General features: G+C 78.1%; 21 protein-coding genes and 1 pseudogene. 13 read left to right on the forward strand and 9 right to left on the reverse strand.

Features of this window, described 5'->3' with window-relative positions; genetic code table 11:
• The first annotated feature begins 5 nt into the window (after positions 1 to 5).
• A complete protein-coding gene (locus VER05_RS11425; protein WP_324845478.1) occupies positions 6 to 506 on the forward strand; it encodes a glutathione peroxidase in 501 nt (166 codons plus the stop codon).
• 103 nt (positions 507 to 609) lie between these two features.
• Here the strand turns inward: VER05_RS11425 and VER05_RS11430 are convergent, their stop codons facing one another.
• Entirely contained in the window at positions 610 to 1,287 is a 678-nt protein-coding gene (locus VER05_RS11430) for a GOLPH3/VPS74 family protein (protein ID WP_324845479.1), read from the reverse strand.
• 163 nt (positions 1,288 to 1,450) lie between these two features.
• Complete coding sequence (locus VER05_RS11435) at positions 1,451 to 5,116, reverse strand: ABC transporter ATP-binding protein (RefSeq protein WP_324845480.1); 3,666 nt, start codon at positions 5,114 to 5,116, stop codon at positions 1,451 to 1,453.
• An 86-nt stretch (positions 5,117 to 5,202) separates the two neighbouring features.
• Between VER05_RS11435 and VER05_RS11440 the strand changes: the two genes are divergently transcribed.
• The 4 genes from VER05_RS11440 to VER05_RS11455 all read left to right on the forward strand — a co-directional run bounded on the left by VER05_RS11440 (position 5,203) and on the right by VER05_RS11455 (position 8,573).
• Positions 5,203 to 5,955, forward strand: a complete 753-nt coding sequence (locus VER05_RS11440) for a VOC family protein (protein WP_324845481.1) — start codon at positions 5,203 to 5,205, stop codon at positions 5,953 to 5,955.
• Between the two features lie 116 nt (positions 5,956 to 6,071).
• Positions 6,072 to 6,653: a dihydrofolate reductase family protein gene (locus tag VER05_RS11445; RefSeq protein WP_324845482.1), complete on the forward strand. Its 582-nt coding sequence runs from the start codon at positions 6,072 to 6,074 to the stop codon at positions 6,651 to 6,653.
• 46 nt (positions 6,654 to 6,699) lie between these two features.
• Complete coding sequence (locus tag VER05_RS11450) at positions 6,700 to 7,335, forward strand: helix-turn-helix domain-containing protein (protein WP_324845483.1); 636 nt, start codon at positions 6,700 to 6,702, stop codon at positions 7,333 to 7,335.
• Complete coding sequence (locus VER05_RS11455; protein WP_324845484.1) at positions 7,332 to 8,573, forward strand: MFS transporter; 1,242 nt, start codon at positions 7,332 to 7,334, stop codon at positions 8,571 to 8,573. The genes VER05_RS11450 and VER05_RS11455 overlap by 4 nt, the downstream gene beginning before the upstream one ends.
• 147 nt (positions 8,574 to 8,720) lie before the next feature.
• Here VER05_RS11455 and VER05_RS11460 read toward each other — a convergent pair whose 3' ends face one another.
• From VER05_RS11460 to VER05_RS11470, 3 genes are read right to left on the reverse strand one after another with little or no spacing between them, the layout of a single operon-like run.
• Entirely contained in the window at positions 8,721 to 9,353 is a 633-nt protein-coding gene (locus VER05_RS11460) for a response regulator transcription factor (RefSeq protein WP_324845485.1), read from the reverse strand.
• Positions 9,350 to 10,741: a sensor histidine kinase gene (locus VER05_RS11465; protein WP_324845486.1), complete on the reverse strand. Its 1,392-nt coding sequence runs from the start codon at positions 10,739 to 10,741 to the stop codon at positions 9,350 to 9,352. The genes VER05_RS11460 and VER05_RS11465 overlap by 4 nt, the downstream gene beginning before the upstream one ends.
• Before the next feature lie 30 nt (positions 10,742 to 10,771).
• The gene (locus VER05_RS11470) at positions 10,772 to 11,305 is read right to left on the reverse strand and encodes a hypothetical protein (RefSeq protein WP_324845487.1); all 534 of its coding nucleotides are present in this window, start codon (positions 11,303 to 11,305) and stop codon (positions 10,772 to 10,774) included.
• Between the two features lie 326 nt (positions 11,306 to 11,631).
• Here VER05_RS11470 and VER05_RS11475 point away from each other — a divergent pair, with 326 nt between their 5' ends.
• Positions 11,632 to 12,198, forward strand: coding sequence for a hypothetical protein (locus VER05_RS11475; RefSeq protein ID WP_324845488.1), 567 nt, complete (start codon positions 11,632 to 11,634; stop codon positions 12,196 to 12,198).
• A 2-nt stretch (positions 12,199 to 12,200) separates the two neighbouring features.
• Complete coding sequence (locus tag VER05_RS11480) at positions 12,201 to 12,917, forward strand: hypothetical protein (protein WP_324845489.1); 717 nt, start codon at positions 12,201 to 12,203, stop codon at positions 12,915 to 12,917.
• A 29-nt stretch (positions 12,918 to 12,946) separates the two neighbouring features.
• Here the strand turns inward: VER05_RS11480 and VER05_RS11485 are convergent, their stop codons facing one another.
• Genes VER05_RS11485 through VER05_RS11495 form a run of 3 tightly spaced genes read right to left on the reverse strand, consistent with a single transcriptional unit; the run spans position 12,947 to position 17,120 of the window.
• Positions 12,947 to 13,384 (reverse strand): hypothetical protein, encoded by a 438-nt coding sequence (locus VER05_RS11485; RefSeq protein WP_324845490.1) that lies wholly within the window; start codon positions 13,382 to 13,384, stop codon positions 12,947 to 12,949.
• Positions 13,381 to 15,390, reverse strand: coding sequence for an ABC transporter ATP-binding protein (locus VER05_RS11490; protein WP_324845491.1), 2,010 nt, complete (start codon positions 15,388 to 15,390; stop codon positions 13,381 to 13,383). Before VER05_RS11490 ends, VER05_RS11485 begins: the two co-directional genes overlap by 4 nt.
• Positions 15,387 to 17,120 (reverse strand): ABC transporter ATP-binding protein, encoded by a 1,734-nt coding sequence (locus VER05_RS11495; protein ID WP_324845492.1) that lies wholly within the window; start codon positions 17,118 to 17,120, stop codon positions 15,387 to 15,389. The genes VER05_RS11490 and VER05_RS11495 overlap by 4 nt, the downstream gene beginning before the upstream one ends.
• Before the next feature lie 484 nt (positions 17,121 to 17,604).
• Here VER05_RS11495 and VER05_RS11500 point away from each other — a divergent pair, with 484 nt between their 5' ends.
• The 6 genes from VER05_RS11500 to VER05_RS11525 are packed head-to-tail and all read left to right on the forward strand — an operon-like array spanning position 17,605 to position 25,756.
• Positions 17,605 to 18,486 (forward strand): WecB/TagA/CpsF family glycosyltransferase, encoded by an 882-nt coding sequence (locus VER05_RS11500; RefSeq protein WP_324845493.1) that lies wholly within the window; start codon positions 17,605 to 17,607, stop codon positions 18,484 to 18,486.
• A complete protein-coding gene (locus VER05_RS11505; RefSeq protein ID WP_324845494.1) occupies positions 18,483 to 20,492 on the forward strand; it encodes a glycosyltransferase family 2 protein in 2,010 nt (669 codons plus the stop codon). The genes VER05_RS11500 and VER05_RS11505 overlap by 4 nt, the downstream gene beginning before the upstream one ends.
• Positions 20,489 to 22,081: an exopolysaccharide biosynthesis GT4 family glycosyltransferase EpsE gene (epsE, locus tag VER05_RS11510; protein WP_324845495.1), complete on the forward strand. Its 1,593-nt coding sequence runs from the start codon at positions 20,489 to 20,491 to the stop codon at positions 22,079 to 22,081. Before VER05_RS11505 ends, epsE begins: the two co-directional genes overlap by 4 nt.
• Positions 22,078 to 23,409: a hypothetical protein gene (locus VER05_RS11515; RefSeq protein WP_324845496.1), complete on the forward strand. Its 1,332-nt coding sequence runs from the start codon at positions 22,078 to 22,080 to the stop codon at positions 23,407 to 23,409. The genes epsE and VER05_RS11515 overlap by 4 nt, the downstream gene beginning before the upstream one ends.
• Positions 23,406 to 24,764: an O-antigen ligase family protein gene (locus VER05_RS11520; RefSeq protein ID WP_324845497.1), complete on the forward strand. Its 1,359-nt coding sequence runs from the start codon at positions 23,406 to 23,408 to the stop codon at positions 24,762 to 24,764. The genes VER05_RS11515 and VER05_RS11520 overlap by 4 nt, the downstream gene beginning before the upstream one ends.
• A complete protein-coding gene (locus VER05_RS11525) occupies positions 24,743 to 25,756 on the forward strand; it encodes a hypothetical protein (RefSeq protein WP_324845498.1) in 1,014 nt (337 codons plus the stop codon). The genes VER05_RS11520 and VER05_RS11525 overlap by 22 nt, the downstream gene beginning before the upstream one ends.
• Positions 25,757 to 25,880: 124 nt before the next feature.
• Here the strand turns inward: VER05_RS11525 and VER05_RS11530 are convergent.
• Positions 25,881 to 26,295: pseudogene (locus VER05_RS11530) on the reverse strand (hypothetical protein); the annotation flags it as partial.

The raw sequence follows: 26,295 nt of genomic DNA on the forward strand, positions 1-26,295 counted from the left end.
GCGGCGTGCAGATCGACGACATCCCGGTCCGGACCCTCCGCGGCGAGGACACCACGTTCGGCGCGCTGACCGACGGGCGCGTGGCCCTCGTGGTCAACGTCGCGTCCCGGTGCGGCCTGGCGCCGCAGTACGAGCAGCTCGAGGCGCTGCACCGGTCGTACGGCGCGCGCGGGTTCACCGTCGTGGGCGTGCCGAGCAACCAGTTCCTGCAGGAGCTCGGCTCGTCCGACGCCATCGCCGAGTACTGCTCCGCCACCTGGGGCGCGACGTTCCCGATGCTGGAGAAGACGCCGGTGAACGGGCGGCACGCGCACCCGTTGTACCGGGCGCTGCACGAGGTCCCCGACGACGCGGGCAAGGCCGGGCGGATCACCTGGAACTTCGAGAAGTTCCTCGTCGCGCCGGACGGGCGGGCGCGGCGGTTCCGGCCGCGGGTGCTCCCGGACGCGCCGGAGGTCGTGGCCGCGATCGAGGAGCTGCTCCCGGAGCGCACGCCGGGCGCGTGACGCGCGGGCCGGCGACCGGCGCGCCCGCCGAGTTCGCCGGTTCCGCGGCCCAGGGCGCTGCGCAACCGGCGAACTCGCGCGCAACCGGCGAACTCGCGCCGGGTCAGCTGCCGGCCGACGCCGCGACCGTCGTCGCTGCCATCGCCGCGGTCATGGCCGCGGTGGACGCCGTGATCGCGTCCTGCACCGCCTTCGCGGCCCAGGCGCCCTCGGCGACGTCCTTGGCGCGGCGGCGGACGTCCCGGGCCGGCACTCCCCCGCGGTCCACGGCCGACGGCGCCGCCCCGACCGCGTGCAGCAGCGCGACCAGCGCCCCGGTGCGCGGGTCGGGGTCGAGCCCCTGCACCAGCACCGCCGTCAGCCGGGCGCGGACCTCGTCCTCGTGCCGGCCGTCGGCCTCGGGCCACCGGGTGCGCGGGAACAGCCCGAGCACCTTGTCGTCCTCGCGGCGCAGGATCCCGCGCTCGGCGAGCCTCGTGGCGAGGGCGTCCCGCGCGCCCTTGCCGAGCCGCGTCACCAGGTCGGAGGCCGCACGCTCCCGCTCGGCGACGCGCCGCAGCGCCTCGGCCAGGAGCGGGTCGGACACCGCGGCCCCCGGCGTCACGGCGACCTTCGCGCCGGACCACACGCTGGTCCGCTCCCGGACGTGCACGGCCTCGGCGAGCGCGAGCTCGACCAGCAGCGCACCGCCGAGCGCGACGTCGACGTAGCTCGACGTCGGGGTGCCCTTCGCGTCGTCCAGGAGCAGGAGCAGCAGGTCCTCGGCGATGAGCGTGGTCACGCGGGCGAGCCTAGCGAGGGGACGCCGGGCGCACGCGGCGGGCAGCCGACGCCGCCGCGGGCGCCCGGCCCGCACGGCCGGGACGGCCCCCACGCGAGGCGGCGGCCCGCACAGGTCCGCGCGCCCTCCACGCGCCCGGACGGACCCGCCCCCGCGCGCCGCCTCAGCCCGCCAGGTGCCCCCACCGCGCCGCGAGGTCCCGCCACGGCCCGACCGCCGCCACCGCGCCCTCCTCGAGCACGACGACCCGGTCCGCCCGCGCCAGCGCCGCCCGCTTCGACGTCGCGCCGACCACCGTCGTGCCGCGCTCCCGCAGGGCCGACCAGAGCTCGATCTCCGTGCTCGCGTCGAGCGCGCTGGACACGTCGTCGGCGAGCAGCAGCTCCGCGTCGGTCGCCAGGGCCCTGGCGAGCGCCAGGCGCTGCACCTGGCCGCCCGAGAGCCGCACGCCGCGGTGGCCGACGAGCGCGTCCGGCCCGCCCGCCTCGGCGACGTCCTCGGTCATCCGGGCGGCGTCGAGCGGGCCCGCCACGGCGCGCTCGTGGTCGAGCCGGACGTTCTCGGCGAACGTCCCGGACAGCACCCGCGGTACCTGGGCCACGTGCGCCACCCGGCCCGGCCGCAGGAACGCCTCGGCGTCCTCGACGTCGGCGCCGTTCCACCGGATCCGGCCGGTGTGCGCCATCAGCCCGGCGAGCGCCGACAGCAGGCTCGACTTGCCCGCGCCGACCCGACCGAGCAGCAGCACCAGCTCGCCGCGGCCGACCGTGAGGTCGACGCCCGCGACGCCGATCGTGCCGTCGTCGTGCACGGCGCCGACCCCGCGGAGCTCGAGGGTGTCGAGCCGGTCCCGCGCGTCCGGCCCGGGGAGCGGCGCGGTCCCGGCCGGCAGGTCGACCCCGGGCGTCTCGGCCACCAGGTCGGCGCCCGCGGCGAACGACGCGGTGGCGCGCTGCCAGGACCGGGTGCCGGGCGCCTCGGTGACGACCGCGCCCGCGACGACCCCGAACCAGTTGAACCCGGCGACGGCACCGGCGACCAGCAGCGTGCTCGCGAGGTCCCAGACCCCGGCGAGCAGCGCGCCCCAGGCCACGACCGCGCCGACCTGCACCATGATGATCGGCACGCCGTCGAGCACGGCCTGCACCCGGTGCTCGAACACCGCGGCCTCGACCCGGCCGCCGTCGACCCGCCGCAGGTGCGCGTGCACCTCCGGCGTCCGCGCCGCGAGCTTGACCGTCCGGGCCGCGTCGAGCGCGGACACGAGCGACCGACCGAAGCCCGCGCGCGCGGCGGCCGAGCGGGTGGCCGAGCGCCCCGCGACCCCGCGGCCGGCGAGCGCGCAGGCCGCGCTCACGACCAGCACCGCGAGCAGCACGCCGCCCGCGAGCAGCGACCAGCTCAGCACCGCCGTGACCGCCACCAGCACCAGGCCGTTGACGAGGTCGACCCACCGGTCGGCGTACTGCACGAACCGGTCCGCGTCGAGGGCGCGCGCGACGACCTCGCCCGGCGGGGTGCGGCGCAGCCGGTGCTGCCGGGTCTGCCCGACCAGCACCGACATCCGCACCCGGAGCAGCAGCTCGATCCACCACTTCGGGTACAGCCGGAACGCCAAGGAGCTGCACGGCGCCACGAGCAGCAGCGTCACGGCCAGCGCGACGACGAGGCCGGTGGTCGGCTCGCCCGCGCGCAGGCCCTCGACGGTGTGGCCCCACAGGTAGCCGGTGACGGCCCCCTGCGCGGCGAACAGGCTCGACAGCAGGAACAGCAGGCCGCCGAGCAGGCCCCACCGGGGCTTGACGACGAGCGCGTGCGCGATGCCCCGGGCCAGGCTGGGCCCGGTCCCGGGGTCGCGCAGCGCGGGCGGCGGGCCGGTGCGCCGGCGGGCGCCGACCTCAGCGCCGGTCCCGGCGGGACCCGCCAGGTCCGCGACCGCCTCGGTGGCCCGCGCCCCCGCCGCCCCCGCGCCGCCGGTCGCAGCGCCGACCGCGCCGGTCGCAGCGCCGACCCCGCCGGACGCCGCGTCGACCCCGGAGCCCGTCGCGTCGACACCCTCGGCGTCGAGCGCGTCCGCGTGCCCCTCGACCCGGCTCGCCTCGAGCAGGGCACGGAACGGCCCGTCGGCCCGCGCGAGCACGGACCGGGGGCCCTGCTGCACGACGCGCCCGTGGTCCAGCACGACCACCTGGTCCGCCCGGTCGACGGTGCCGAGCCGATGCGCGACGAGGACGCCGGTCCGCCCGCCCAGCAGCCGCGCGGACGCCGCGACGACCCGGGCCTCGGTCAGCGGGTCCATCCGGGCGGTCGCCTCGTCGAGCACGACCACCTGCACGTCCCGGACCAGCAGCCGCGCGAACGCGACCAGCTGCTCCTCCCCCGCGGACAGCGAGGTCCCGCCGGGGCCGAGCAGGGTGTCGAGCCCGTCGGGCAGCCCGGCAACCCAGTCCGTGAGCCGCAGCTCGCGCACGGCGCCCTCGACGTCGGCGCGCGGGACGTCGGCGAACAGCGTGATGTTCTCGGCCAGCGTCCCGGCGAGGATCTCCGTCCGCTGCGTCACCACGCCGACGGCGCCGCGCAGGGCCTGGAGGTCGAGGTCCCGCACGTCGACGCCGCCGAGCAGCACCGAGCCGGGCTCCGGCTCGACCGCCCGGGACAGCAGGGACGCGAGCGTCGACTTGCCCGACCCGGTGCGCCCGACGAGCGCGACCGTCTGCCCCGCGGGCACCCGCAGGTCGACGCCGCGCAGGGCGAAGGTGCCCTCGGCGTAGGAGAAGTGCAGGTCGCGCAGCTCGAGGTCGAGCGGCCCCGGGGGCACGGCGCGACCGCCGGCGGGCTCGGGCTCGGTGCCGAGCAGCTCGCGGATCCGGACGATCCCCCCGATGCCCTCCTGCACGTCGGGCAGGTGCCGGGCGAGCTGGTCGAACTGCCCGACGAACGACGCCGTGACCAGGAAGAGCGTGACGAGCTGCGCCACGGACAGGTCGCCCGCGCCGGCCAGCACGACGCCGGCGACGACGACGCCCGCGAGCAGCGCGTGCAGCAGCGTGCCCGCCCGCGCGGTCATCCGGGTCTCGACGGCCAGGACCCGGTCGAGCATCCGGTGCACCAGGGCGGAGGCCTCGGCCAGCCGCCGCACCGCGAACGCCTGGCCCCGGCTGGTCCGCAGGTCGTCCCGGGCCGCGACGGCCTCCTCGAACGCGGCGGCGTTGTCGGTCCACGCGCGCTCCTCGACGACCTTGCGGCGCGCGATCTCGCCCAGCGACGGCCGCACCACGAGCACGGTGACGCCGCCGAGCAGCGGGAACAGCACCCAGGCCGGCCACCAGGTCAGGCCGCCGACGATCCACAGCGGCACGCAGCCGACGACCGTGCGACCCAGCCCCCACACCTGCCGGCGCACGAGCGTGCCGACCGCGTGCGTGTCGTCGTCGACCCGGTCCAGCACCTCGCCGACGGCCTGCTCCGTGAGCGTGCCGAGCGGCTGGTGCAGCGCGGCGCTCAGCAGGTCCCCGCGCAGCCGGCCCTCGGCGCGGTCGACGACCCCGGCCCACGCGACCTGCCCGACGGTGTCGACCAGCGCGGCGCCCACCAGGCACGCCGCGAGCAGCCACAGCCCGGCGGCCGTCGGGTGCTCGGCGAGGTCGCCCGCGACGACGGTGCCGAGCGCGGCGCCGACCGACGCGATGGTGAGCGCGACGAGCGCGAGGGCGGCGACCGGGCCGCGCAGGCGCCGCCAGTCGAGGCGGCGCGCGGGGTCGAGAGGCGCGCGCGGGGCCCGGTCGGCGGTGGCGTCGACCGGGGGCGGGGCGGTGGTGGTTCCGAGCATGGTCCGACGACCCTAGGGCGGCCCACCCACACACCCGAAGCGCATTTCGGCGGCGCGCCCCGCGCCGCCGCCGCTACGGTCGCCGCATGATCACGTGGGCGACGGCGTTCCTCGACTCGACCGCGGCCGACTGGGACCGCACGCTCGCGTTCTGGCAGGCCGCGACCGCCTCGACGCTGTCGCCGTTCCGCGGGCCCGACCACGCGTTCGTCACCCTCGTCCCCGCCGAGGGCGAGGGGTTCCTGCGGGCGCAGCGGGTGCGGTCGGGCCCGGGCGGCGTGCACCTCGACCTGCACGTGCCCGACGTCCGCGCCGCGGCCGACGCCGCCGTCCGGCTCGGGGCGCGCGAGGTGGCCGCCTCGGACCACGTCGTGCTCGCCTCGCCGGGCGGCCTGCCGTTCTGCTGCGTCGACGCGTACCCGGCCCGGCGGCCCGCCCCGGTGACCTGGCCCCGGCCGGGCGGCGGGACGCACGCCAGCCTGCTCGACCAGCTGGCGATCGACGTGCCGGCGGAGCACTGGGCGGTCGAGCGGGCGTTCTGGGCGGCGTTCACCGGGTGGCCCGAGCAGCCGACGGCGCCGGGCGCGTCGCTGGTCCCGCTGCGCCGGCCCGGTGGCCTGCCCCTGCGGCTGCTGCTCCAGCGCCTCGACGAGCCGGCCGGCCCGGTGCGCGCCCACCTCGACCTGGCCTGCACCGACCGCGCCGCGGAGACCGACCGGCACGTCGCGCTCGGCGCGCGGGTCGCGGACGTGCGGGCGCGGTGGACCGCGCTCGCCGACCCCGCCGGCCGGCGGTACTGCCTGACGGACCGCGACCCCGGCACCGGCGCGCTGACCTGACCCGCGCGGTCGGGCGGCCGACCCTGGTCGACGGCCGGCGCCGCCGCTAGCGTCGGGCCCGGTGAGGTCGCGGGTGGGCCCGGCAGGGGCCCGGGGCGGAGCGCGGAGGAGGACCCGTGGGCACGGTGATCATGTACGGCTCGGTGTCGCTGGACGGCTTCGTCGCCGACCGGGACGACCAGCCCGGTCCGCTGTTCGACTGGCTGACCGCGGGCGACGTCCCGCTGGACGAGAGCGGGGCGCTCACCGTGTCGCCGGCGTCCGCCGACCACACCCGCGCCTACTGGGACAGCATCGGGGTGACCGTCGTCGGCCGGCGGGTGTTCGACCTGACGGACGGCTGGGACGGGACGCCGCCGAGCGGGGTCGAGCACGTGGTGGTCGTGACGCACCGGCCGCCGCCCGCGGGGTGGGACCCGGCGGCGCCGTTCCACTTCGTCGACGGCGTCGAGGCGGCCCTGGCGCGGGCGCAGGAGCTCGCGGGCGACCGCGTCGTCGAGGTCGCCGCGGGCGACGTCGGCGGCCAGGTCCTCGCCGCGGGCCTGGTCGACGAGGTGCGGATGGACGTCGCGCCCGTCGTCCTGGGGTCGGGCAGGCGGTTCTTCGGGCCGGTGGCCGGGCAGCAGCTGCTGGAGGACGCGGACGAGGTGATCCGGGGCAGCCGGGTGCTGCACCTGCGGTTCCGGGTGCGCCGATGATCAAGAACCCTTGATCAAGCCTTCTTGAGGGTCATACGCTCGCGGCATGGAGCGCCCGCAGCCCGCCGACACCGCGGCCGACCGCGCGTCCGCCGACGCGCCCGACCGCACGCCTGCGCCGCGCCCCGACTCGGACCCGGCCCGGATCCGGGCGCTCGCGCACCCGTTGCGCCTGCGCCTGCTCGACCTCCTGGACGCGGACGGCGACCTGACCGCGACGCAGTGCGCCGCGCTCACCGGCGAGTCGGTCGCGAGCTGCTCGTTCCACCTGCACACGCTCGCCCGGCACGGCTACGTCGAGGCGGCACCGCCGCGCGGGCGGGAGCGGCCGTGGCGGTCGGTGCGCGAGCGGCCGAGCCGGTACGACCCCGAGCGCCCCGGCTCGCTGCGCGCGGTCGCCGAGGTCGCCCGGCTCACCGTCGACAAGGAGGCCGACCGCCTGCACCGGTGGCTGGACGCCTCCCCGCGCGAGGCGGACGAGTGGCTGCTCGCCTCCGGCCTGCACTCGTCGGCGTTCTGGGCCACGAGCGACGAGCTCCGCGCCCTGTCGGCGGAGCTCGAGCGGCTGACGGACCGGTTCGCGGGCCGCTCCGACGACCCCGACCTGCGCCCGCCGGGCGCCCGGCACGCACGGTTCTTCGGCGTCGTGAGCGTCGACCCGGACGCGGAGCCGGACCGGTGACGTCGGAGGTCGCGCCGCCGCACCCCCGCGCCGCGCTGCGCTCCCCCGCCTTCCGGCTGCTCACGGCCGTGTGGGTGGCCGCGAACCTCGCCGACTCGCTCCTCGCGCTGATCCTGGCCGTCTGGGTCAAGGACCTCACCGGCTCGGACGCGGCGGCGGGCCTGACCCTGGCGGCGTTCGGGCTCCCCGCGCTCGCGACCCCGCTGATCGGGCACGTCGTCGACCGGGTGTCCCGCCGGCGGGTGCTCGTCGTCGCCTACGCGGTCGGCGCCGCGGCGCTGCTCGTGCTGCTGCCCGTGCGCGGGGCGTCCGGCGCGTGGGTCGTCCTGGGCGTGACCGTGGTCTACGCGGCGCTCGGCTACACGACCGGCGCGGCGCAGTCGGGGCTGCTGCGCGACCTGCTGCCGGACGCGGCCCTGGCCCCCGCGAACGGCCGCCTGACCGCCATCGACCAGTCGTTCCGCCTCGCGATGCCAGTGGTCGGGGCCGTCGTCTACGCGGCCGCGGGCCCGCGGCCGCTCGTGGTCACCGCCGCGGCGGCGTTCGCGGTGTCGGCGGTGCTGGCCGCCCGGCTGCGCGTGCGGGAGACGCCGCCCGAGCCGGGGCACGAGCCGTTCGCCCGCTCCGTGACGGCCGGGTTTCGGCACCTGCGCCGCACGCCGCCGCTCGGCCGGCTGGCCGTGACGCTCGGCATCGGGTTCGGCGTGACGGGCGCGATCAACGGCGTGGCCTTCGCCGTCATCGACCGGGGGCTCGGCCTGCCGCCCGAGGCGCTGGGGCCGCTGACCAGCGCCCAGGCCGTCACGGCGGTGGTCGCGGGGCTCACCGCCGACCGGCTGATCGCCCGGTGGGGCGCCACCCGGCTGGTGGCGGTCGCGCTGCTGGTCGCCGCGGCCGGGGTGGTGCCGCTCGCGGGGTCGAGCCTGATCGGCGTCGCGCTCGGGCTCGGGGCGCTGGGGGCCGGGGTGACCTGGGCCGTCGTGGCGTTCGTCACCGAGCGGCAGCTCCGCACGCCGCCGACCCTCCAGGGCCGGGTGCAGTCCGCCGGCGCGCTCGTGCTGAACGCGCCGCAGCTCGCGCTCGCGGTCGCCGCGGCCGCGGTGGTCGACGCCGTGGACCACCGGGTGGTGGTGCTGGCGTGCGCCGCGGGCCTGCTCGGCTCGGCGCTGCTCGCGGCGACGGCCCGCCGCGCCGGCCCGGCGGCCGCGGCCGCGCAGCCCGCGCAGCCCGCGCCCTGAGCCCCCGCACGCCCGGCCCCGGCACGCGGGGCACCGGCGCACGCCCCTGATTCTCGCGTCGACACCCGATCGGGTGTCGACGCGAGAATCGGGTGCGGACCTTGGTCGACCGCCGAGCCCACGCCCCCGCACGCACGCCCCCGGGGGTCACGCCTCCGGCAGGTGCTCCCGCGCCCACAGGGCCGCGCTCGTCCGGTCCGCGACGCCCAGCAGCCGGAACACGTGCCCGACGTGCACCTTCACGGTCCGCTCCGCGATGCCGAGCTCGCGCCCGATCTGCTTGTTCGCCAGCCCGCGCGCGAGCAGCCGCAGCACGTCCCGCTCCCGCGCGCTGAGCCGGTCGGCGGGCCGCGGCGCCGCGGCGGACGGGAGCAGCGCGCCCGCCACCCGCGGGTCGAGCGGCGCGTAGCCCTGGGCGGCCGACCGCACCGCCGCGACCAGCTCCTCCGGCTCGCAGTCCTTCAGCAGGTAGCCGACGGCCCCCGCGCCGACCGCCGAGGACACCCGATCGTGGTCGGAGAACGACGTCAGCACGACGACCCGCGTCCCCGGCCGGGCCGCCAGCACCCGGCGGGTCGCCTCGACGCCGTCGGTCCCCGGCATGGACAGGTCCATGAGGATCACGTCCGGCGCCAGGTCCGCCGCCAGCGCGACCGCCGCCGCGCCGTCGGCGGCCTGCCCGACCACCCGCATCCCGTCCGCGGCGTCGACGAGCCCGGCCAGCCCCGACCGGACCAGGTGGTGGTCGTCGGCGAGCAGCACCGTGATGTCCCGGGTCATCGCACCTCCACGTCGGGGTCGACCGCCAGGCGCCAGCGGGTGCCCGCACCCGGCGCCGAGTCGACCGTCAGGTCCGCGCCCGCCGCCGCGGCCAGGTCGCCCAGCACCGGCAGGCCGAGGTGCCCCTCGGGCGGGCTCGCCAGCGTGGCGGCGGCGTCGAAGCCCGCGCCGTCGTCCGCGACCTCCAGCACCAGCAGCCCGCCGGCGCGGGCGAGCGTCACCCGCACCTCGTCGGCGCCGGCGTGCGCGACGGCGTTCCGCACCGTCTCCTGGGCGACCCGGTACACGAGCTGCTGCGCGTCGACGCCGATCCCGGCCAGCGCCGCCTCGGGCGCGTCCACGGTCACCCGCACCCCGCGGGCCGCGAGCCCGCCGGCGAGGTCGGCCAGCGCCGCGCCCAGGCCGGCGGTGCGCAGGCTCGGCGGGTAGATGTCGACGAGCAGCGACCGGAGCCCGCGGATCGACGTGCGCACGGTCCCGCTCGCGGCCCGGACGTCCGCGGCGACGTCCGGCGCCCCGGCGCGCTCGGCGCGCTCCGCCGCGCCGGCGAGGGCGAAGGACGACGCCGCGAGCTCCTGCACCACGCCGTCGTGCAGGGTGGCGGCGATCCGACGACGCTCGGCGTCCGACGCGTCGACCGCGCTGCGCAGCAGGCGCTCCCGCTGCTCCTGCCCGCGCCGCAGCCGGTCGAGCAGCGTCCACAGCACCGGCAGCAGCAGCACGAGGAGCAGCAGCAGGCTCGTCACGGTGATGCCCGCGAACCCGCGCCACACGGCGGCGGCGCGCTCGGTGACGACGTCGTACCGGCTGTAGGTCTCGAACAGCAGCACGGTGCCGTCCGGCGTCCACACGGGGCGGTAGACCTCGAGCAGCCGACCCTGGTCCCGCTCGAACCGGTTCTCCGGCTCGTCCAGGTCGCTGACCTCGGCCTGGGTGGCCGGGTCCGCGAGCACCGCGCGCTCGTCGTCGCCGAGGCCGAACTCGTCGCCGATGAGCCGGGGCTCGTCCGAGTACACGATCCGGCCGGACTCGTCCCAGAGCTTCACCCGCACGACCGCGTCGCCCAGCACCCGGTCCCGGACCACCGCGTCGAGCGCCGCCAGGGCCTCCGGGTCGCCGGTGGTCACGCCGTCGGTGAGCGCGGGCTGCACGACGGCGTGGGCCAGCAGGTCGGTGCTGCGCGCGGCGTCGTTGACGGACTCCTGCTCGGCGATCCGGCGGCTCGCGCCGAGGCCCAGCACCGCGACCAGCACGAGCACGACCGCGGCCGCCGCGCCGACCTGGAGGAACACGCGCCAGGTGCGGACCGGGGCGACCGAGGCGGCGGGCGGCGCGCCGCGCCTGAGGACGACTCGGCCGTCCTCGGCCGCGCGCGCGGGCGTCTGCACAGGCGCCACCCTAGGTGCTGCGGGCACCGGTCAGTCGTCGCTGCCGTGGCCGCCGCGCCCGTCGCCCCGGTCGTCGCCGCCGTGGTGGCCCGAGTCGTCCGAGCCGTGGTGGCCCGAGTCGTCGGAGCCGGACCCGTGGTGGCCGGAGTCGTCGGCCCCGGTCGCGGGCGCGGCGGGGGCGGCCGGGGCGGCGGGGGCGGCCGGGACCGCCGGCGCGGCGGGGGCCGTCCCGTTGACGCGCCGGTCGTCCCCCGGCTCGAACCGGTCGTCGCGGTCGACGCGGCCGCCGTCGTCCTCGGGCACGGCCGACGGCGACGACGACCCGGACGGCGTCACGCCGTCGGACGGCGACGTGGCCGCGCCGGTGCCGTCGGCGCGCCGGTCGTCGCCGGCCTCGGTGCGCAGGTCGCGGTCGGTCGCCCCGCCGCGGTCGTCGGCGGTCGGCGCCTGGGTGGGGACGGAGACCGGGACCTCGCGGCTCAGGCTCGGGTTGGCGGTGAGGCCGACGACGGCCGGCACGATCGCCAGCGCGGCGGCGGCGGTGAACACCAGGGTGCGCTTCACGGGGGACTCCTCGGGTGGTGGGTGGATCCGACGAGTCAGTTCTCCCGCGCCGCGGGTCTGCCGCGCGATCGGACGTTGGTACTAGTACCCCCTCACGCCGCGGGGGTGGCGGGCCGATGAGAGGAGCAGGACCGCTGCGCACCAGGGCGCCGGCCCGGGCGAGGAGGCGGTGGATGGGCCGTTCTGCCAGGGCGACGGTGTCGCCCGCCGCACCGGCCGGCCACCGCCTCACCCGACGACACCTGCGAGCCCGGGAGGCGGACGCCGCGCCGGGGTCGGGTCCCGGCACCGTGGTGCTGCGGCCCCCGCGGTGGCCCGTGTGGGGCGTGGCGGCGGTCCTCGCCGCGCCCCCGCGACGGGACCGCGGCGAGTCGCTCGTCGCCCACGCGCTGGCGCACGGCGCCGCGTCGGGGCCCGCGCTCGCCCTGTACGCCTGGTGGGCCCTGCTCGCCGCCGTGGCCACGCTCACCGTGACCCGGTCCGCCACGACGCTGCGCGCCCGCGGCGACGGCTCGCTGGAGCTGGTGGTGCAGGGCCCTGTCCGCCGCTCGACGTACGACCTGCGGCAGGTCCGGCGCGTCGCCCTGGTGCGGATCGAGCTCCCGGGCGGCGCCAGCCGGCGCCGGGCGGTGCTGCTGGACGCGCGCGGACGGGTGGTCGCGGCACCGCGGACGCACCGAGACCTGTGGGTGCGGGCGGACGCCGAGGCGCTGCTGGGGCCCGTGGGGATCCTCGTCGACCGCCAGACCCGCCGCGTGAGCGCCCGCGCCCTCGAGGCGACCTGCCCCGGGTCCACCCGGTGGGTCGACCGCCTCTCCGGGTGGCACCTGCTGGCCGGCGCGCTCGCCCTGTCCGCCGCCGCGTTCGCGCTGCTCGTGCTGGCCGGGGACTGAGCGTGTCCCACGACGACGTCCGGCGCGGCACGCGGACCGCGACACCGTCCGTGCGGCGGTCGCGCCGGAGCCGAACGGGCGCGTGGGAGTCGCCGACGCCCCCGACGCGCGTCGTCGAGCGGCCGTCCCGCCCGCGGGTCCTCCTCGTCGCGGCGCTCGCGGCGGTCATCCCCGCCGCCTCCCGCACCCGAGCGCCCAGCATCCTGGACCACGCGCTGGCCGCGGGGCCGGGGAGCCGGCCGTGGCTCGCGGTCCTCGCGTTCGAGGTGCTGGTGGCGACGTGGACCGTGCTGGTCCTGGCGCGCTCCGCGACGACCCTGACCGGCACCGCGGGCGGCCCGCCGGTGCTCGAGGTCCGCAGCGCCCTGCGGCGCCGCGTGACCACGCTCGGCCACGTGCGGCGCGTCGTGCTCGTGACCGTCGCCCCCCGTGGGGGCTCCACCGCGCAGCGGGCGCTGCTCGTCGACGGCGCGGGGCGCGTCGTCGCGCCGCCGACGCACAGCCGCGGGTTCTGGCTACGCGCCGACACCCGGTCCCTGCTCCGTGCCGCCGGGGTGGCCGTCGACTGGGACCACCGGCGGAGCGCCCCCGGCGAGCTCGAGGCGGCGTACCCGGGGGCGTCCACCTGGACCGACCGGCACCCCGTGCTGCTCGCCGTCCTGGTGGCCTTCGGCTGCCTCGCGGGCCTGATGACCGTCGGCTGGCTGCTCGACGCCTGACCTCCGTCCCGCCGCCGGTCAGGGCCCCGTCAGCGCCGGCGGTCGACCAGGAGCCACGCCCCCGCGCCGAGCACGACCGCGGCGAGCGCGACCGACGGCCACGCCCCGAGCGCTCCGGCGAGCACGTGCGAGGCGACGAAGCACGCCGCCCCGAGCAGCACGACGGCCACGACCCGCGCGGCCCCGGCCGTGGCCCAGGACCGCCACGCGCACCACGCGACGCCCAGCACGAGGACGACCCCGCCGAGCGCGCGGACGCCGGTGCCCTGCGCGACGGCGAACGCCGCCACGAGGGTGACCGCCGCCAGGACGGCCGTCGGCACCGCGGCGAGCGGGCCCCGCGCCGGGGCGGGCCGGGACGGCGCGACCGCCCCGGCACCGCCGACCGCACCGGCACCGCCGCCCGGCGCGGCCCCGCCGCCCGGCCCGGCCCCGCCGCCCGCTGCCTGCCCGGCCGGAGCCGTCACGCGTCCTCCCCGACGACCGCGCCCGCGAACTGCGACTGGTACAGCCGGTGGTACGCGCCGCCGGCCGCGATGAGCTCGTCGTGCGTGCCCTTCTCGACGATCGCGCCGTGCTCCATCACGAGGATGAGGTCGGCGTCCCGGATGGTCGACAGCCGGTGCGCGATGACGAACGACGTCCGCCCCTGCCGCAGCGAGGCCATCGCCTGCTGCAGCAGCTTCTCGGTGCGGGTGTCGACCGAGGACGTCGCCTCGTCGAGGATGAGCACCGACGGGCGCGCGACGAACGCCCGGGCGATGGTGAGCAGCTGCTTCTCCCCCGCCGACAGGTTGGCGGCGTCCTCCTCCAGCACGGTGTCGTAGCCGTGCGGCAGCGAGTGCACGAACCGGTCGACGTAGGTCGCCTGCGCGGCGGCGAGGATCTCCTCGTCGGTCGCCGACTGCCGGCCGTACCGGATGTTCTCGCGGATGGTGCCGGCGAACAGCCACGGGTCCTGGAGCACCATGCCGGTGCGGGCGCGGGCGTCGTGCCGGGACAGCGTCGCGATGTCCTGGCCGTTCACCAGGATTCGGCCGCCGTCGAGCTCGTAGAACCGCATGAGCAGGTTGACCAGGGTCGTCTTGCCGGCGCCGGTCGGGCCGACGATCGCGACGGTCTGCCCGGGCCGGACGGTGAACGACAGGTCGGAGATCAGCGGCTGGTCGGGGCTGTACGAGAACGCGACGTGCTCGAACTCGATGGTCCCGTCGCCCTCGGCCGGGGCCGGCGCCTGCGGGTCGTCCTCGCGCTGCTCGTCCTCGTCGAGCAGCTGGAACACCCGCTCGGCCGACGCGGTGCCGGACTGCACGACGGCGGCCATGCCGCCCAGCTCGGACAGCGGCTGGGTGAACATCTGCGCGTACTGGATGAACGCCTGCACGCTGCCGAGCAGCATCGTGCCGTTCGCGACCATGAGGCCGCCGAGCACCGCGATGCCGACGTAGGTGAGGTTGCCGACGAACGACATGCCGGGCCAGATGATCCCGGACAGGAACTGCGCCTTGAACGAGGCCTGGTACAGCTCCTCGTTCTCCGCCTTGAACTTGTCCGCGAAGTCCTGCCGGCGGCCGAACACCTTGACCAGCGCGTGCCCGGAGAACGACTCCTCGACGCGCGCGTTCAGCCGGCCGACCTTGCGCCACTGGGTGCCGAACGCCTTCTGCGACCGCGGGCCGATGACGCCGAAGATCACGCCCATCAGCGGGATCGACACCAGCGCGACCAGGGCGAGCTGCCACGAGATCGAGAACATCATGATCAGCACGCCGATCACGGTGAGGATCGAGGTCAGCGCCGTGGAGAGCGACTGCTGCATCGTCTGCGTGATGTTGTCGATGTCGTTGGTGACGCGGGAGATCAGCTCGCCGCGCTGCACCTTGTCGAAGTAGGCGAGCGGCAGCCGGTTGATCTTGGTCTCGACCTGCTCGCGCAGGCGGAACATGGCCCGGACCATGATCGCGTTGATGATGTAGCCCTGCAGCCACATGAGCAGCGCGCCCGCCACGTACAGCGCGAGCACGGTGAGCAGCAGCCGGCCCAGCAGGTCGAAGTCGATGCCGGCGCCCGGCACCAGGCCGTCGACCGCCTCGATCATCGCCGCCATGCGGTCCTGGCCCTGGGCGCGCAGCGCCTCGACCGCCTGCTCCTGGGTCACCCCGGCCGGCAGCTGCCGGGACAGGAAGCCGGTGAACACGGCGTCGGTGGCCCGGCCGAGCACCCGCGGCGCGAGCACGGTGAGCACGACGCCCGCCGAGCCCATCAGGGTCACGGCCACCAGAGCCCACTTGTACGGGCGCAGCAGCCCGAGCATCCGGCCGAACGACTGCCCGAAGTTGTCCGCCTTGCCCGGCGCGACCGAGTCCCAGGAGTCGGACGCGAGGCGCGCCTGCTCCCCGAGCTCGATCTCGAGCTTCTCGTCGTCGGTCAGCTCGGGCTCGGCCGGCTTGGTCCGCGTCTTCTGGTCGCTCATGCGCCGGCCTCCACCGCGAGCTGGGACTCCGCGATCTCGCGGTAGGTCTGGTTGGTCGCGAGCAGCTCGTCGTGCGTGCCCAGCCCGGCGACCCGGCCGTCCTCGAGGACGAGGATCTGGTCGGCGCCGGTCACCGTCGACACGCGCTGGGCGACGACGATCTTGGTGACGTCCGGCAGCTCGCGCCACAGCGCCTGCCGCAGCCGGGCGTCGGTCGCGAGGTCGAGCGCGGAGAACGAGTCGTCGAACAGCAGCACGGCCGGCCGGCGCACCAGCGCGCGGGCGATCGCGAGCCGCTGCCGCTGGCCGCCGGACACGTTGGTGCCGCCCTGCGCGATCCGGGCCTCGAGCCCGCCGTCCATCTGCGAGACGAAGTCGCTGGCCTGGGCGATCTCGAGCGCGCGCCACAGGTCGGCGTCCGTGGCGTCCTCCTGGCCGAGGCGCAGGTTGGACGCGACGGTCCCGGCGAACAGGAACGGCCGCTGCGGGACCAGGCCGATGCCCGCCCACAGGTCCTCGACGTCGCGGTCCCGGACGTCGACCCCGCCGACGCGCACCGCGCCGCCGGTCGTGTCGAACAGCCGCGGGATCAGCGAGACCAGCGTGGTCTTGCCGGCGCCGGTCGAGCCGATCACCGCGACGGTCTGCCCCTGCCGGGCGGTGAACGAGACGTTCGACAGCACCGGGTGCTCGGCCTCGGGGTACGCGAACGTGACGTCGTCGAGCTCGACCTCGCCCGGGCGCGGGGTGGCGCGCACCGGCTCGGCGGGCTCGGCGAGCGTCGACTCGCTGGTCAGCACCTCGGTGATCCGCTCGGCCGACACCGCGGCGCGCGGGATCATCACGGTCATGAAGGAGGCCATGAGGACCCCCATGAGGATCTGGCCGATGTACTGCATGAACGCGAGCAGCGTGCCGATCTGCACGTTCCCCGCGTCGACCTCGATGCCGCCGAACCAGATCACCCCGACGACGGTCACGTTGAGCACGAGCATCGCGAGCGGGAACAGCACGACGAACAGCGACCCGATCTTGCGCCCGACGACCATGATGTCGGTGTTCGCGACCCGGAACCGGTCGGCCTCGATGTCCTCGCGGACGAACGCCCGCACGACGCGCACGCCGGTGAGCTGCTCGCGCATGACCCGGTTGACCGCGTCGAGCTTGGTTTGGAACGAGCGGAACAGCGGGACCATCCGGCTGATGATCAGGCCGGCGATCAGCAGCAGCGTCGGCACCGACACGGCGATGAGCCAGGACAGCCCGACGTCCTGCCGCAGCGCCATGACGACACCGCCGATCGCGAGCATCGGGGCGCTGACCAGCATGGTCGCGCCCATCATGGCGAGCATCTGGACCTGCTGGACGTCGTTGGTGTTGCGCGTGATGAGCGACCCGGCGCCGAACCGGGAGATCTCCCGCTCCGAGTAGCCGCTCACCCGGCCGTAGACGTCGTCGCGCAGGTCGCGCCCGACCTGCATCGCGGCCCGGGCGGCGAAGTAGGTGGCGATGATCGCGGCGACGATCTGGCCGAGCGACACCGCCAGCATGAACCCGCCGGTGCGCCAGATGAACCCGGTGTCCCCCAGGGCGACGCCCTCGTCGATGATCCGGGCGTTCAGGCTGGGCAGGTAGAGCATGGCCAGCGCCGAGCAGAGCTGGAACACCAGCACGCCGAGCAGCAGCCAGCGGTAGGGGCGCAGGTAGCGCACGAGCAGACGGGCGAGCACGTCATCTCCAGGGGTCGGCGGGCGACGAGGTCCGCGACCACGGGGCGGCGGGGGGTCCGTCCGCGATCGGCTTCGACAGGGTACGCACTGCCACCGACACCCACCGCCACCTTTTCGCCCGCCCCGGGCCGCGCGGAGTCTTGTCCCGCGCGGGGCCGCGCTCTAGGGTCGCGATTGTCCGACTTGTCCCATATGTCCCTACCGCGGACTCCGGCCACGGGTACCCGGTGCAGCGTCCTCCCTGCCGCCCGCCGCGGGCCGGCGGAGCGGACGCCGCCCCAGGACGGCGGGCCGGCCGCGCGCGGGGCGCGACCGAAGGACTGACAGCGATGTCGAGCACCGGGGCGCACCGCGCCACAGCCTCCCGCCCCGGAGCCGCACGCGTCCACCGCGCCGCTCCCGGCGCGCGCACCCGCCGCACCCCACCCCGGCGCCCCCGCGCCCGGCGCGGCCCCCGGCTGCCGACTCCCCCGGACGGTGAAGCATGCCCGCTCCCCTCCCCTGGCCCCGCGTCCTGCTCGGCGGCACCCCCGTCGACCTGCTCGACACCGGCGGCGCGGTCGACACCGTCGTCGGCCACGCCACCCGGGGGGCCGGCTGGCCGCTCGGCGTGATGAGCGCCAACCTCGACCACATCCACCACTTCGGCTACCACGGGCCGTCCTCGCTGGTGCCGTTCGCGTGGGCGCACCCGGGCGCCGGCGACCCCTACCCCGGGGGCCCGCCGGCCACCGACCCGCTCGACGGGCGCCCGCCGGTCCGGTGGCTCAACCTGCTCGACGGGGCGCCGCTGGTCCGCCGCGCGGAGCACCTCACGGGCCACGCCTGGCCCCGGCTCGCCGGCAGCGACCTGATCGCTCCGGTGCTGGACCGCGCGGCGGACGTCGGTCTGCGGGTCGGGTTCTTCGGCGGGCGCCCGGAGGTCCTGGACGCGCTCGCGGAGCGGCTGGCGGCGGACCGGCCGGGGCTGGCGGTCGCCGGGATGTGGGCGCCCCCGCGGCGCGACCTGGACGACGCCGCGGCCTGCCGCGCCTGGGCCGCCCTCGTGCGGCACGCGGGCGCCGACGTCGTGGTCGTCGGGCTCGGCAAGCCCCGGCAGGAGCGGTGGATCGCGCGGTACGGCCCGGAGACTGGCGCGTCCGTGCTGCTGGCCTTCGGCGCGGTCGTCGACTTCCTCGCCGGCGCGGCGCAGCGCGCGCCCGAGGCGGTCCGGGACCACGGCTGGGAGTGGGCGTGGCGGCTGGCGCACGAGCCCCGCCGGCTCGCCCGGCGCTACCTGCTCGACGGTCCCCCGGCGTACGACGTGCTCGCCCGGCGCAGCTTCGTGCTCGTCCCCGGCGCGCCCGAGGCGGTGGCGCGGCCGTGACGGCGCAGGCGGAGCGCCGGGCGACCGCCGGGCCCGCGTTCGCGGCGGTCGGCGCGCCGGCGGAGCTGGGCGTGGTGGTCGTGACCTACGACAACGAGGCGCACCTGGACCGGCTGCTGGGCAGCCTGCGGCTCGCGGCGGCGACGACGCCCATGCGCGTGGTCGTGGTCGACAACGGGTCGGCCGACGGCACCGTGCGGCGCGCCCGGGCCCACGCCGACGTGCTGACGCTGACCGGGCACGGCAACGTCGGCTACGCGGGCGGGATCAACCTGGGCCTGGCGCGGCTGGGGGACGTCCCGGCCTGCCTCGTGCTCAACGCCGACCTGGTCCTCGAGCCCGGCGCGGTGCCGGCCCTGCTGGCCCGGCTGCGGCGGCCCGAGGCGGGCGTGGTGCTGCCGCTGCTGCTCGACCGGGCGGGCGCCGTCCAGCCCTCCCTGCGCCGGGAGCCGTCGGTGACCCGCTCCCTCGGCGACGCCGTGCTCGGGCGGTTCCTGGGCGACCGGCCCGGCTGGCTCTCCGAGACGGTGCGCGACCCCACCGCCTACGCCTGGGCGCACCCCGTCGACTGGGGAACCGGCGCCGCCGTCCTGGTCCGCGCCGAGGCGGCCCGGGCGATCGGGCCGTGGGACGAGCGGTTCTTCCTCTACTCGGAGGAGACCGACTACTGCCGGCGCGCGCGGGAGGCGGGCTGGGAGGTGTGGTTCGAGCCGGCGGCGCGGGTCCGGCACGCCGCGGGCGGGTCGGGCCGCGGACCCGAGCTCACCGCGCTGCTGCAGGTGAACCGGGTCCGGTACGCGCGCAAGCACCGGGCCGCGCCGCTGGCCGGGGCGACGCTCGCGGTCACCGCCGCGGCGTCGCTCGCGCGCACCTGGGACGCGGGGCACCGGTCGGCGGTGCGCGCGCTGCTGCTGCCCGGCGCGCGGCGGGCGCTGCCGCGCGGGGTGCCGACGGGGCTGGCGCAGGCGGGCGGGGCGGGCGAGGCCGCCGGGGCCGACCGGGCCGACGGCGCCGGCGTGGCACGCGGTCCGGCGGGCGGGGCCGGGACCCTCGGGGTCCCGGCGCTCGGGGTCCCGGAGGCCGCGGCCCCGGCGGTCGCTGCCCCGGCGGCGCCCGTCGGCGGCACCGTGGTGATCCCCGCGCACGACGAGGCGGCCGTCATCGGCCGCACCCTGGCGGGCCTGGCGCCGTGGGCCCGCGCCGCGGGGGTCGACGTCGTCGTCGTGTGCAACGGATGCACCGACGGCACCGCGGACGTGGCGCGCCGGTTCCCCGGCGTGCGGGTGCTCGAGCTGCCCGAGGGCTCGAAGCCCCGCGCGCTCGACGCCGGCGACCGTGCGGCGCGCGGCTTCCCCCGGGTGTACCTGGACGCGGACGTCGCCGCGACCCCCGCGGCCGTCGCGGCGACGCTCCTGGCCCTCGCGGACGGGCCGTGGCTCGCCGCGCGGCCGCCCGCCGCGCTCGACCTCGCCGGTGCCTCCGCCGCGGTGCGCGCGTTCCACCGGGCGCGGGCGCGCCTGACGGCGCCACGGGACGCGCTCTGGGGTGCCGGCGTGTACGGGCTCTCGGCGGCCGGGCACGCCCGGCTGGGACGGTTCCCCGACCTCGTCGCGGACGACCTGTGGGTCGACGCGCTGTTCGCGCCCGGGGAGAAGCGGGTCGTCGACGCGCCGCCGGTGCGGGTGGTCGCGCCGCGGACCGCGCGGAGCCTCGTGCGGGTGCTCGCGCGCACCGCGCGGGGCACGGCCCAGGTGCGGGCGCGGGCGGCGACCGGGTCGCCAGGTGCGGCGCGCGCCGGCGGGGCCGCCGCCGGCACCGTCCCCGGCATCGACACCGTGGCGGGACCGGTCCCGGGACCCTCGCGGACCGCGGGCGCGCTGCTGCGCACCGTGCGGGGACCGCGCAGCGCGCTCGACGCCGCGGCGTACGCCGCCCTGGTCACCCTGGGCCGGCTGCACGCGCGGCGCGGGGCGGGCTGGGAGCGCGACGAGAGCAGCCGCCGGTGACCGCCGTGCGGAGCGCCGGCGCCGCGCCGGGCCCGGCCGCCGCGGTGCGCCCCGCCGCCCCGAGCGCGGCCGCCGGCGCCGCGGCCGCGACCCCCGCCCCGGACGCCCCCGCGCCCGCCGCGCCACCCGCCCCCGTCGTGCTCGGCTACCTCGTCCCCGAGTTCCCCGGCCAGACGCACGCGTTCTTCTGGCGGGAGGTCGCCGCGCTGGAGCGGGCCGGCGCCCGGCCCGTCCTCGTCTCCACCCGCCGGCCGCGGCGTGCCGCGCCGCACCCGTGGGCGGCCGCGGCGGCGGCGCGCACCACCTACCTGGCGGACCCGTCGCCGCGGGCGCTCGCCGGCGCGGCCCGGGAGCTCGCCCGGGCCGTCGCCGCGGGCCGGACCGGCGCGGTGCTGCGCGAGGCCCGCGCGGCGGCCGGCGGCGACCGCGCGACGCCCGAGGCGCCCCCGGCGCGGACGAGCTCCGCCACCGCGCCCGACGCGCCCGACGCGCCCCCCGCCGTCCCCCGCCCGGGCGCCCTCGTCCGTGCCCCCGCTGCCGCCCGTCCCGCCCTGCGCGTGGCCCGCCCCGCCCGCCCCGCCCTCCGCGCCGCCCGCCCCGCCCTGCGCGCCGCCGGCCTCACCCTCGCGGCCGCCCGGCTCGCGGCGCTCGCCCGCGCCGGCGGCTGGCAGCACGTGCACGTGCACTCCTGCGGGGACGCCGCGCAGGTCGCCGCGCTCGCCCGGCTGCTCGGCGGCCCGCCCTACAGCCTCACGCTGCACGGCCCGCTCGCCGACTACGGCGGCAACCAGCGGGGCAAGTGGCGCGGCGCGGCGTTCGGCCTCGTCATCACGGCGGGCCTGCGCGACGAGGCGCGGGCGGCGCTCGGCCGGGACCTCCCGGCGACGGTGGGCGTCGCCCCGATGGGCGTCGACCCCGAGTCCCCCGCCCCGGACCGTCGCTACCGGCCGTGGCCGGGCACCGGGCCGCTGCGGTTGGTCGCGTGCGGGCGGCTCAACCCCGCCAAGGGCCACGACGACCTGGTCCGCGCGGTGCGGCTGCTCGTCGACGGCGGGCTGGACGCGCGGCTGGTCGTGCTCGGCGAGGACGAGCGGGGCGGCGCGGGGTACCGCCGGGACCTCGAGGCGCTGGTCGACCGCCTCGGGCTCGCCGACCGGGTGCGGCTCCAGGGTGCGGTCGGCGAGGACCGGGTGCGCGCCGAGCTGGGTGCCGCGCACGTGTTCGCCCTCGCGAGCCACGCGGAGCCGCTGGGCGTCGCGGTGATGGAGGCGCTCGCGGCGGCGCTGCCCGTGGTGGTGTGCGCGGGCGGCGGCGTCGGCGAGCTGGTCGTCGACGGCCGGACCGGGCTGCTCGTGCCCCCGCGGGACCCGGCCGCGCTCGCGGCGGGGGTCGCGCGGGTCGCGGCCGACCCCGCGCTGGCGACGGCCCTGGGCGCGGCCGGCCGGGCGCACGTGGTCGCCCGGTACGGGAGCGACCGTGGGGCGCGCACCCTGCTCGGCCTCGTGGCGGGCGCGAGGCCCGGCGCGGTGCCCGGCGCGGGCGACCCCGCCCGCGCGACACCCGCCGCGCCGGGCGGCGGCGCGCGGTGAGCGCCGTCCGCCGGGCCTGCACCGGCCTCGCCGTCGCCGGGGTGTGCTTCGGCTCGTGCGCGGGCCCCGCGGGCGACCCGACCGGGTCGCCCTCCCCCGGCCCGGAGCCGTCCTGGTCCGCCCCGCTCGCCTGGCGCGAGGTCGACGGCGGGCCGGGCTTCTACGACGGCTTCGACCCGACCCTCCCGCCCGACCAGCGCGCGTTCCCCGTCGGGGTGTGGCTGGAGAGCGTCACCGACCCGGGGGACGTCGCGCTGGACCGCTCCGCCGGCCTGACCACCTACGTCGACCTCACGACGGACTCGGACCTGGCCCTGCTCGACGGCACCGGGCTCGCCGCGCTCGTCGGCCGGGAGGACCCGCGGGCGGCCGGGGGCGTCCTCGCCGACGAGGTCGACATGTGGGCGGGCGCCGGCGACAACGGCTGGACCGGGCTGTGGCCCGGCCAGGGCGAGGTGTGCGAGCCGGCGAACACCCCGTGCGGCTACACCGTGCAGGCCGCCGTGCGCGCGGGGCTGCCCGCCGGCGCGCTGACCTACGCCAACTACGGCAAGGGCGTCGCGTTCCGGCTCGACGACGCGGAGGCCGCCCGGTTCGTCAACGACTACGCCGACGTCGTCTCCGCGGACACCTACTGGTTCACCGACCCGCACATCTGCGGCGGGCACGAGGGCGGCCTGCTGCTCGCCGGCGGCCAGCCGCTCACGGAGCAGGAGTGCCGGCGCCCGGGCAACTACGGGCGGACGGTCGACCGGGTCCGCTCCCTGGTGGACCCGCCGCGGAGCCGGCCGGTGTGGGCGTTCGTCGAGCTCGGGCACCCGTTCTCCGAGGACGACGCCCCGACGATCACCGGCCCGCAGGTCCGCGCCGCCGTGTGGAGCAGCGTCATCCACGGGGCCCGCGGCGTCGTCTACTTCAACCACAGCTTCGGCGGCGACTGCGAGTCGTTCCACCTGCTGCGCGAGCCGTGCGGCGCCGACGTCCGCCCCTGGGTGACCGACGTGAACCGGCAGCTGGCCGCGCTCGGGCCGGCGCTCGCGGCGCCGTTCCTCGACGGTGCGGTGCTCGCCGACGGGCCTGTGGACACCGCGGTGAAGGTCGACGGGGACACGCAGTACCTGTTCGCGGCCGCCACGGGCGACGGGGAGGCGACCGTGCGGTTCGACCTGCGGTGCGCCGCGGACGGTGCCGTCACGGTGCTCGGCGAGGACCGGGCCCTCGCGATCGACGGCGGCGCGTTCACGGACACGTTCGCCGACGGCCTCGCCGTGCACCTGTACCGCTACGACCACGCCCCGGGCGCCGCGCCGGGGTGCGCCGCCCCGTGACGGCGGTCCTGCCGCGCTCGCCCGCGCCGCCCCTCGACACCGGGGTCGCGCACGGCCGCGACGCGGGCGTGCCGCTGCTGCTGCGCGCCGCCCTGGTCGCGATCGGGGCCGCGCCCGCCAGCATGGTGATCGCCCCGATCGGCGCGGCGGGCACCGTGGCGATGCTGCTCACGCTGCTGCTCGGCGCGTTCTGGGTGGTCTCCTGGGCGTGGGGCCTGCACGACCCGCTCCCCGCGCGGCACCCGGGGCGGCTCGCGGTCGCGGCGCTGCTGCTGGCCACCGTCGCCTCGTCCGCGGCGCTCTGGCTCGGGACGACCGGCGGCAGCACCGTGGTGACCCGGGCCGCCGGCGAGCGGTGGCTGCTGCTCGTGCTGGCCAGCGCGACCCTCGTGACGGTGATCCCGGAGTGCGCGCGGTCCGTCGCCGCCGCGGCGCAGTGCGCCCGGGCGCTGCTGGACGGGGTCGTGGTCTGCTGCCTGGTCGCCCTCGTGCAGTTCCTGCTGCACGTCGACCCGGTCGACTGGGCCCCGTGGGTGATGCCGGGCTTCACGCCGAACGGCGGCGACACCCCGTTCCAGCCCCGCGGCTCCCTCGTCCGCGTCGCCGGGACGGCCTTCTCCCCGATCGAGCTCGGCGTGGTCGCGTCGATGCTGCTGCCGCTGTCGCTCTGGCAGGCGGTCTACGACCGGACCGGCCGCCGGTGGGTGCACCTGCTCCGGACGGGGCTGCTGGTGCTCGCCGTCGCGATGAGCATCTCCCGGTCGGGGATCCTCGGCCTCACGGTCGCGACGGTCGTCGTCCTGCCGTTCCTGCCGCGGGTCGCCCGGCACTGGGTGCTGGTCACCGCGCCGGTCGCCGTCGCCGGGCTGTTCCTGTCCGTGCCCGGGCTGGTGAGCACGCTCGGCGGCGCCCTGGGGGCCGACTCCTCCGACCCGTCGATCTCGACCCGGCTCGACAACTACCCGCGGGTGGTCGCGATGTTCGACGCGCACCCCCTGCTGGGGCTCGGTCCCGGCAACTACATGCCCGACGACGCGCTGCACATCCTGGACAACCAGTACCTCAACTCGCTGGTGACGACCGGCGCCGTCGGCGTCGCCGCCACCGTCGTCTACCTGGTCCTGCCGGGGGTGACCGGCCTGCACGCCGCCGGCGCCGCGCGCTCGCCCGCGCTGCGCTGCCTCGCCGGGGCGCTCGCCGCCGGCACCCTCGCGGGCGCGGTCTGCTCGCTCACGTTCGACTCGCTGTCCTTCCCGGTCTTCGCGCTGGCGTTCCCCGCGCTGGTCGGGCTCTCGGGGGCGGCCTGGCTGCTGGTGCGTCACGAGGAGGACCCGTGGACCCGACCGACGTCCTGAGGACGCTGTGGCAGCAGCGGCGGTACGTGCTGCCCGCGCTGCTGCTGGCGCTCGGCGCCGCCGCATACGTCTACGGCTTCGCGCCGCGCAGCTACGAGGTCACCTCGACCTACGCGCTCGTGAACCCGGCGGTCCCCACCGCCGAGGAGCTGGAGCGCGACCCGGCGCTCGCGGCCCTGAACGCGGACAACCCCTACCTGCGCTCGGCCGACACGAACCTCATCACGGACGCGCTCATCGCCCGGCTCGGGGCCGCGTCGACCGTGAAGCAGCTCCAGGCCGACGGCGTCGGCACCGACTACGGCGTGGGGCCGGGCGTCGGCGGCAACGGGTTCGTCGTCGACATCACCGGCGTCGGCCCCACGCCCGAGGCGGCGATCGCGACCACGGCGGCCGTCGGCACGGTGCTGGAGACCGAGCTCGACGACCTGCAGCGGGTCAACGGCGCCGACGACCGGTACCTGTTCACGCCGCTGCTGCTCGCCCCGCCCGACGACGCGACCGAGCAGTTCTCCAGCCGGCTGCGGGCCGTGATCGTCGTGCTGCTCGGGGGCGCCGTGCTCGTGTTCGGGGCGGCGAGCCTGGGCCGCTGGCGCTCGGGCGTGCGGGCGCGGCGGGCGGCGGCGCGCGCCGCGGCGGACGTGACGGTGGATCCGGAGGTGCCGGGCGGCCGCGGCGGGGACCCGGGCGCGGGGGCCCGGGCGCGCGCGGTGGCGGCGCGGCCCGCCACGACCCGCGGCCGCAAGCGGGCGCCGACCCCGTCCCGCGGGGCGAGGCCCGGGGGCTCGGAGCGCGGCGCGGCGTCGCGGGCGACCGGGGCGGAGCGACCCGGTGCCCCGCCGGAGGCGGAACGGCACGGTGCCGCGGCCGAGGCGGCGGCCGCGGGCGAGCCGGAGCCCGAGGCCGGGCCGTCCGCCCACCCCGCGGGCCCCGTCCGCGCCGGGAGCACGGCGCGCCGCACCGGCCTGCCCACCGCGAAGCGCCGCGGCTGACCTCGGACGCGCGGTCGGCGTCGCCGACGCCGTCCGACGCGCTCCACCCGGATCGAGGCGGGCGGGGCCGGGGAGCCGAGGCCCCGCGCACGGCACCGCGGCCCGCCGCGCACCCCCGCGCGCGTCAGCCGGGGACGCGGTCCGCGATCAGCCGCCGGCGCAGGTCGAGCGCGGTGCCCGACTTCGCCGACACCATCACCGCCACGTCCCGCAGCCGGACCCGCGCGAGGAACGCCGCGAGGCCGTCGCGGTCGAGCGGCGCCTCGTCGGAGTACGCGGGGCAGCGCATGTCGTCGGTGTGCGGCACGGCGCGGTGGCGGCCCTCGACCTCGTCGAGGTACACGCCGTACAGCACCATCTCGGAGACGTGCAGCTCGCGCCCGACCGCGGCGGCCCAGGGCAGCCCGGTCACCGCCTCGACGCGCGCGAGCATCCGGCGCACGACGGCCGGCTCCCAGACGCACGGCCAGCACACGTAGTCGGGCCGCGCCGCCTCGTCGCCCGGGGGCAGGCCCAGCAGCCGGCGGGCGACCTCGTGC

It is taken from the genome of Cellulomonas sp., assembly GCF_035634735.1.
In the GTDB taxonomy this organism is placed as follows: Bacteria; Actinomycetota; Actinomycetes; order Actinomycetales; family Cellulomonadaceae; genus Cellulomonas.